The following is a 5,560-nucleotide window of genomic DNA, read 5'->3' as shown; positions in this document are numbered from 1 at the left end:
GCCGCGGAGCACCTCGAGATCCAGACCCGCGACGCACGGTCGCTGGCCATGCGGGTGCGGAATGCCGGGGCGATCTTCGTCGGCGCGTTCAGCCCGGTGTCGCTGGGTGACTATGCGGCCGGGTCCAACCACGTGCTGCCCACCGCCGGCTGCGCGCGGCACTCGTCCGGGCTGTCAGTGCAGTCGTTCCTGCGCGGGATCCACGTGGTGGACTACGACGAGGCGGCCCTGCGCGACGTCGCGCGGCACGTGGTGGCGCTGGCCAACGCGGAGGACCTGCCGGCGCACGGGCAGGCCGTGACGGCGAGGTTCCAGCCGTGACCGATCTGCCGTTGCGTGACGATCTCCGGGGCAAGAGCCCGTACGGCGCGCCGCAGCTCGACGTGCCGGTGCGGCTGAACACCAACGAGAACTCGTACTCGGTGCCCGAGCCGGTGGCCGACGCCATCGGCAAGGCCGTGCAGGCCGAGCTGCGCGACCTCAACCGCTATCCCGACCGCGATGCCGTCGCACTGCGCGCCGATCTCGCCGCCTACCTCGGGCACGGGCTGGGCACCGCGCAGGTGTGGGCGGCGAACGGGTCCAACGAGGTGCAGCAGCAGCTGCTGCAGGCCTTCGCCGGGCCGGGGCGCACGGCGATGGGGTTCGGCCCGTCGTACTCGATGCACCCGCTCCTCGCGGCCGGGACGGGCACGGCCTGGATCGGTGCGCTGCGCGATCCCGACTTCGGCCTGACGCCCGGCGCGGCGGTGGCCTACGTCGAGCAGCACCAGCCGGACGTCGTCTTCCTCTGCTCGCCGAACAACCCGACCGGCACCGCGCTCGACCCCTCGGTGATCGATGCCGTCCTGTCCGCGTCCCGCGGCATGGTCGTGGTCGACGAGGCGTACGCGGAGTTCGCCCGGCCCGGCACCCCGACCGCGCTCGCGCTGCTGCCGGCCCACAAGCGGCTCGTCGTGACGCGCACGATGAGCAAGGCGTTCGGGTTCGCCGGCGGCCGGCTCGGCTACCTGGCCGCGCACCCCGAGGTGGTCGACGCGGTGCAGCTGGTGCGGTTGCCGTACCACCTGTCCTCGCTCACCCAGGCCGCCGCCCGCGCCGCGCTGGCCCACCGTGACGCTCTGCTCGTCACGGTCGACGCGATCAAGGAGCAGCGTGACCGGATCGTCGCGACGCTGCGCGAGCGCGGCCTGCGGGTGGCCGACAGCGACGCCAACTTCGTGCTCTTCGAGGTCGGCGGTGACCAGCGGATCGCCTGGCAGCACATGCTGGACAATGGGGTGCTGGTGCGTGACGTGGGCCTGCCGGCCTGGCTGCGCGTGACCGCCGGGACGCCGTCCGAAACCGATGCCTTCCTTGCCGCTTTGGAGGACAAGTGAGCCGCACCGCGCGCATCGAGCGCGTCACCAACGAGACCAAGGTGCTCGTCGAGATCGACCTCGACGGCACCGGCAAGGGTGACCTGTCCACCGGCGTCGGCTTCTACGACCACATGCTCAACCAGCTGGCCAGGCACGGGCTGTTCGACCTCACCGTGCGCACCGAGGGTGACCTCGAGATCGACGCGCACCACACGATGGAGGACACGGCGCTGGCGCTGGGCGAGGCGTTCGCGCGGGCGCTGGGCGACAAGGCGGGCATCCGGCGGTACGGCTCGGCCACGATCCCGATGGACGAGGTGCTGTGCCGGGCGGCGGTCGATCTGTCGGGCCGGCCGTACGTGGTGCACGACGAGCCGGAGCTCGCGCCGTACATCGGGCCGGTCTACCCGACCAGCATGACCCGGCACATCTTCGAGTCGTTCGGGCTGGCCGCCCGGCTCACCCTGCACGTCAGCGTGCTGCGGGCGGCGCGTGACGGCGGCAAGGCGGACGCCCACCACGTGGTCGAGGCGCAGTTCAAGGCGTTCTCCCGGGCGCTGCGCGAGGCCGTCGAGATCGACCCGCGGGCCGCAGGGTCGCTGCCCTCCACCAAGGGCGTGCTCTGATGGCCGTCGCACTGTTCGCGCTGGCCGGGATCCTGGTCGGCGGCGTGGTGTCGCTGGTCAAGCAGGGCGCCACGAAGTTCAGCATCGGGCTGGTCGCCGCGCTGGCGGTGCTGGCCGCGGCCGGCGGCGTCGCCTGGATGTTGCCGGGGGACAGCTGATGGCCCCCTCGGTGGTGGTGCTCGACTACGGCTCGGGCAACCTGCGGTCGGCCGAGCGGGCGGTGGCCCGGACCGGCGCCGACGTCACCGTGACCAGCGATCTGTCCGCCGCGGCCGACGCGGACGGTCTCGTGGTGCCGGGCGTGGGCGCCTATGCGGCGTGCATGGCCGGCATCGAGGACCTGGGCGCGGGGCCGGTGATCGCGTCGCGGGTCGCGGCCGGCCGTCCGGTGCTGGGCATCTGCGTCGGCATGCAGATCCTCTTCGACTCGGGTGTGGAGCACGGCGTCGAGACCAAGGGCCTGGGCCTGCTGCCCGGTGCGGTGACGCGACTGTCGGCGACGCGCATCCCGCACATGGGGTGGAACACGGTTTCGGTGCCCCCTTCATCGCGGCTGATGGCCGGCGTCCAGGACGCGCGTTTCTACTTCGTCCACTCGTACGCGGCCTCCGATCTCGACGCGTTGCGCGAGGCCCGGGTCACGACCGCCGAGCACGACGAGCCGTTCGTGGCCGCGGTCGAGCTCGGGTCGCTGTGGGCCACCCAGTTCCATCCGGAGAAATCCGGCGATGCCGGGTACGCGCTACTGCGTAACTGGGTCAACGGGCTCTGAGCCGTGGCCAAGGAACGCGCGCGGCGGCGCGCCGAACGTCTCGCCGTGCTGGAACGCGAGAAGGCGGCGCGGGCCCGCACGGTGGCCCGCCGGGAGCGTCGCCGCACCATGATCCGTAAGCTGCGGCCACCCCGCCGCGGCCGCACCGGGACGGTTCACCGGTTCACCCGCGCCGAGAAGACCGGGCTGATCGTGGTGCCGCTGGTCGCCGCGTCCGCCGTCTGGTTCCTGGTGCCCGAGATCGGTTTGCGCCTGCTGCTGATCGCCGTGATCCTGCTCGTCCTGCCCGCCCTGACGGCCGTCATCCTCGGCCGCCGCTGACCACCTCGTTGGAGAGAAAAGTGACGCTCGAGCTGCTGCCCGCCGTTGATGTGGCCGACGGCCAGGCCGTCCGCCTGGTGCAGGGCGCCGCGGGGTCGGAGACCGCGTACGGCGACCCGCTCGAGGCGGCGCTGGCCTGGCAGAACGACGGTGCGCAGTGGGTGCATCTGGTCGACCTGGACGCCGCGTTCGGCCGCGGGTCCAACGCCGCGCTGCTCGCCGACGTCGTCGGGCGGCTCGACGTCAAGGTGGAGCTCTCCGGCGGCATCCGCGACGACGAGTCGCTGACCCGCGCCCTCGCGACCGGTGCGGCCCGGGTCAACATCGGCACCGCCGCCCTCGAGGACCCGCAGTGGTGCGACCGGGTGGTGGCCGAGTACGGCGAGCGGGTCGCGATAGGGCTGGACGTGCGCGGGCGTACCCTCTCCGCCCGTGGCTGGACCCGTGACGGCGGCGACCTGTACGACGTGCTGGAGCGGCTCGACAAGGCCGGCGCGGCGCGGTATGTGGTCACCGACATCACCAAGGACGGCATGATGCGCGGGCCGAACCTCGACCTGCTGCGCGAGGTGTGCGCCCGGACCGACCGCCCGATCATCGCCAGCGGGGGAGTGTCCACCCTGGACGACCTGCGCGCGCTGGCCACCCTCGAGCCGGTCGGCGTCGAGGGCGTGATCGCCGGGAAGTCGCTCTACGCGGGCGCGTTCACCGTGCGCGAGGCGCTGGACGCGCTGGCGGCGGCATGAAGGGGCCGTGGGAGGACCTCTACGGATACCGGCGGGCGATCCGCTCCGGCAACCGCGTCATCTCGGCCGGCACCACCGCTCCCGGCGACACCGCCGCCGGCCAGGCGCGGGCGGCCTTCGAGATCGCCCTGAACGCCCTGGTAGGGCTTGGCGCGGAGCGGTCGGACGTGGTCCGTACCCGGATGTTCGTCACCGACCGGGTTCACGCCGACCCGGTCGCCCGGGTGCATGGCGAGCTGTTCGCGGACGTGCGGCCGGTGGCGACGCTGGTGATCGTGGCCGGGCTGCTGGAGCCGTCGATGCTGGTCGAGGTGGAAGTGGAAGCGGAGGTCGGGACGTGACCGTCGCGGTGCGGGTGATCCCCTGCCTGGACGTCGACGCGGGCCGCGTCGTCAAGGGCGTGAACTTCGTCGACCTGCGCGACGCCGGCGATCCGGTCGAGCTGGCCGCCGCCTACGACGCGGCGGGCGCCGACGAGCTGACCTTCCTCGACGTGACCGCGTCGTCGGACGACCGGGGCACGATGCTGGACGTGGTGCGGCGCACCGCGGAGTCGGTGTTCATCCCGCTGACGGTGGGCGGCGGCGTCCGCTCGGTGGACAACGTCGACGTGCTGCTCCGGGCGGGTGCCGACAAGGTCGGCGTGAACACCGCGGCGATCCACCGTCCCGAGCTGATCGCGGAGATCGCGGCACGTTTCGGCAATCAGGTGCTCGTGCTGTCGCTGGACGTGCGCCGCGCGCCGGGGACGGCCAGTGGCTGGGAGGTCACCACGCACGGCGGCCGGCGCAGCGCGGGCCTCGACGCGATCGAGTGGGCGGCGCGGGTGGCCGAGCTGGGCGCCGGCGAGATCCTGCTCAACTCGATGGACGCCGACGGCACGAAGGCGGGATTCGACCTCGACCTGATCCGCGCGGTCCGCGCGGTGGTGGACATCCCGGTGATCGCGAGCGGCGGTGCGGGCACGGTGGACCACTTCCCGCCGGCCGTCGAGGCGGGCGCCGACGCGGTCCTGGCGGCCAGCGTCTTCCACTTCGGAGACTTGAGCATCGGCGAGGTCAAGACCGCCCTGCGCACCTCCGGCAACCCGGTCCGCTGACGTCTCCCCGGCGTCAGCGGCCGTCGGCCAGGCGCATGGAGTATTCGCGGACGGCGGCGTTGTAGGTGGCCTCGTCCAAGGTCCACTCGTGGTCGCCCGGAGTGCTGGATCGATTCAGCTGGGTCTGCAAAGTCACCACTGCCGACGACAGGCCACTGAAGGGGCGCGTACGCCACAGCTGCTCACCCGCCGGGGCCACCTCGACCATGTCGTCGTCGATGGTCAGCAGGCCCGCGCCGGCCAGCCGCCGCACCGAATCCTCGAGCTCGGCGCGGCTCGGCACGCTGTGGTGCAGGAAGTCGGCCGCGGCCAGAAGATCCGCCAGCGTCGCGCCGACCACGGGCAGGGCGGCGTGCAGGGCACGGTCGCGCTCGAGGCGCTCGGCGATGACCGCGGACACGAAAATCCACGCGTCGTTCCAATGCCAGCCGCCGGCCCCAGCCCCCATGCCCGCAATGATGCCGCGCCGGAGGCCGCGCCGGGAAGCGATTGTGTCCGGATGATCACCGACCTGTGTCCCGGGCTGGGACAAATCACCCGGTCCTGGGTGGACAGTTGATCAACGATCAGCCGGCCGGCGCCGGCGCCGGACCCGGGGCCGGGCGGATCGTGAACAGCGCCAGGAAGAGTTGGGC

At 72.6% G+C, this 5,560-nt stretch carries 10 protein-coding genes; 9 read left to right on the top strand and 1 reads right to left on the bottom strand.

Going from position 1 to position 5,560, the window contains the following annotated elements; genetic code table 11:
* From AB0M20_RS24495 to hisF, 9 genes are all read left to right on the top strand, one after another.
* On the top strand, positions 1 to 321 hold a 321-nt coding region (locus AB0M20_RS24495; RefSeq protein ID WP_364301851.1), incomplete at its 5' end, for a histidinol dehydrogenase.
* On the top strand, positions 318 to 1,379 hold the full coding sequence (locus AB0M20_RS24490; protein ID WP_364301849.1) for a histidinol-phosphate transaminase: 1,062 nt from the start codon (positions 318 to 320) through the stop codon (positions 1,377 to 1,379). The genes AB0M20_RS24495 and AB0M20_RS24490, both read left to right, overlap by 4 nt.
* Positions 1,376 to 1,987 (top strand): imidazoleglycerol-phosphate dehydratase HisB, encoded by a 612-nt coding sequence (gene hisB, locus AB0M20_RS24485; RefSeq protein WP_364301847.1) that lies wholly within the window; start codon positions 1,376 to 1,378, stop codon positions 1,985 to 1,987. The genes AB0M20_RS24490 and hisB overlap by 4 nt, the downstream gene beginning before the upstream one ends.
* Entirely contained in the window at positions 1,987 to 2,145 is a 159-nt protein-coding gene (locus tag AB0M20_RS24480; RefSeq protein WP_364301845.1) for a hypothetical protein, read from the top strand. The genes hisB and AB0M20_RS24480 overlap by 1 nt, the downstream gene beginning before the upstream one ends.
* Complete coding sequence (hisH, locus tag AB0M20_RS24475; protein ID WP_364301843.1) at positions 2,145 to 2,759, top strand: imidazole glycerol phosphate synthase subunit HisH; 615 nt, start codon at positions 2,145 to 2,147, stop codon at positions 2,757 to 2,759. The genes AB0M20_RS24480 and hisH overlap by 1 nt, the downstream gene beginning before the upstream one ends.
* A 3-nt stretch (positions 2,760 to 2,762) precedes the next feature.
* On the top strand, positions 2,763 to 3,080 hold the full coding sequence (locus AB0M20_RS24470) for a hypothetical protein (protein WP_364301841.1): 318 nt from the start codon (positions 2,763 to 2,765) through the stop codon (positions 3,078 to 3,080).
* 20 nt (positions 3,081 to 3,100) lie between these two features.
* Positions 3,101 to 3,826 carry a bifunctional 1-(5-phosphoribosyl)-5-((5-phosphoribosylamino)methylideneamino)imidazole-4-carboxamide isomerase/phosphoribosylanthranilate isomerase PriA gene (priA, locus tag AB0M20_RS24465; protein WP_364301839.1) on the top strand — a complete coding sequence of 242 codons (726 nt, stop codon included), beginning with the start codon at positions 3,101 to 3,103 and terminating at the stop codon, positions 3,824 to 3,826.
* A complete protein-coding gene (locus tag AB0M20_RS24460; RefSeq protein WP_364301837.1) occupies positions 3,823 to 4,167 on the top strand; it encodes a Rid family hydrolase in 345 nt (114 codons plus the stop codon). The genes priA and AB0M20_RS24460 overlap by 4 nt, the downstream gene beginning before the upstream one ends.
* Positions 4,164 to 4,925 carry an imidazole glycerol phosphate synthase subunit HisF gene (gene hisF / locus AB0M20_RS24455; RefSeq protein ID WP_364301835.1) on the top strand — a complete coding sequence of 254 codons (762 nt, stop codon included), beginning with the start codon at positions 4,164 to 4,166 and terminating at the stop codon, positions 4,923 to 4,925. Before AB0M20_RS24460 ends, hisF begins: the two co-directional genes overlap by 4 nt.
* A gap of 13 nt (positions 4,926 to 4,938) precedes the next feature.
* On the opposite strand, the gene AB0M20_RS24450 is transcribed toward hisF, so the two are convergent.
* A complete protein-coding gene (locus tag AB0M20_RS24450; protein ID WP_364301833.1) occupies positions 4,939 to 5,373 on the bottom strand; it encodes a hypothetical protein in 435 nt (144 codons plus the stop codon).
* Positions 5,374 to 5,560 lie beyond the last annotated feature (187 nt).

It is taken from the genome of Actinoplanes sp. NPDC051633 (assembly GCF_040681735.1).
Classification (GTDB): Bacteria; Actinomycetota; Actinomycetes; order Mycobacteriales; family Micromonosporaceae; genus Actinoplanes.
This window is presented reverse-complemented; position numbering and strand designations above follow the sequence as displayed.

What these genes read in the sequence shown, in the direction of transcription:
- AB0M20_RS24480 (WP_364301845.1), top strand. Translation starts at nt 1,987, where the DNA reads ATGGCCGTCGCACTGTTCGCGCTGGCCGGGATCCTGGTCGGCGGCGTG.
- hisH (WP_364301843.1), top strand. Translation starts at nt 2,145, where the DNA reads ATGGCCCCCTCGGTGGTGGTGCTCGACTACGGCTCGGGCAACCTGCGG.
- AB0M20_RS24460 (WP_364301837.1), top strand. Translation starts at nt 3,823, where the DNA reads ATGAAGGGGCCGTGGGAGGACCTCTACGGATACCGGCGGGCGATCCGC.
- AB0M20_RS24450 (WP_364301833.1), bottom strand. Translation starts at nt 5,373, where the DNA reads ATGGGGGCTGGGGCCGGCGGCTGGCATTGGAACGACGCGTGGATTTTC.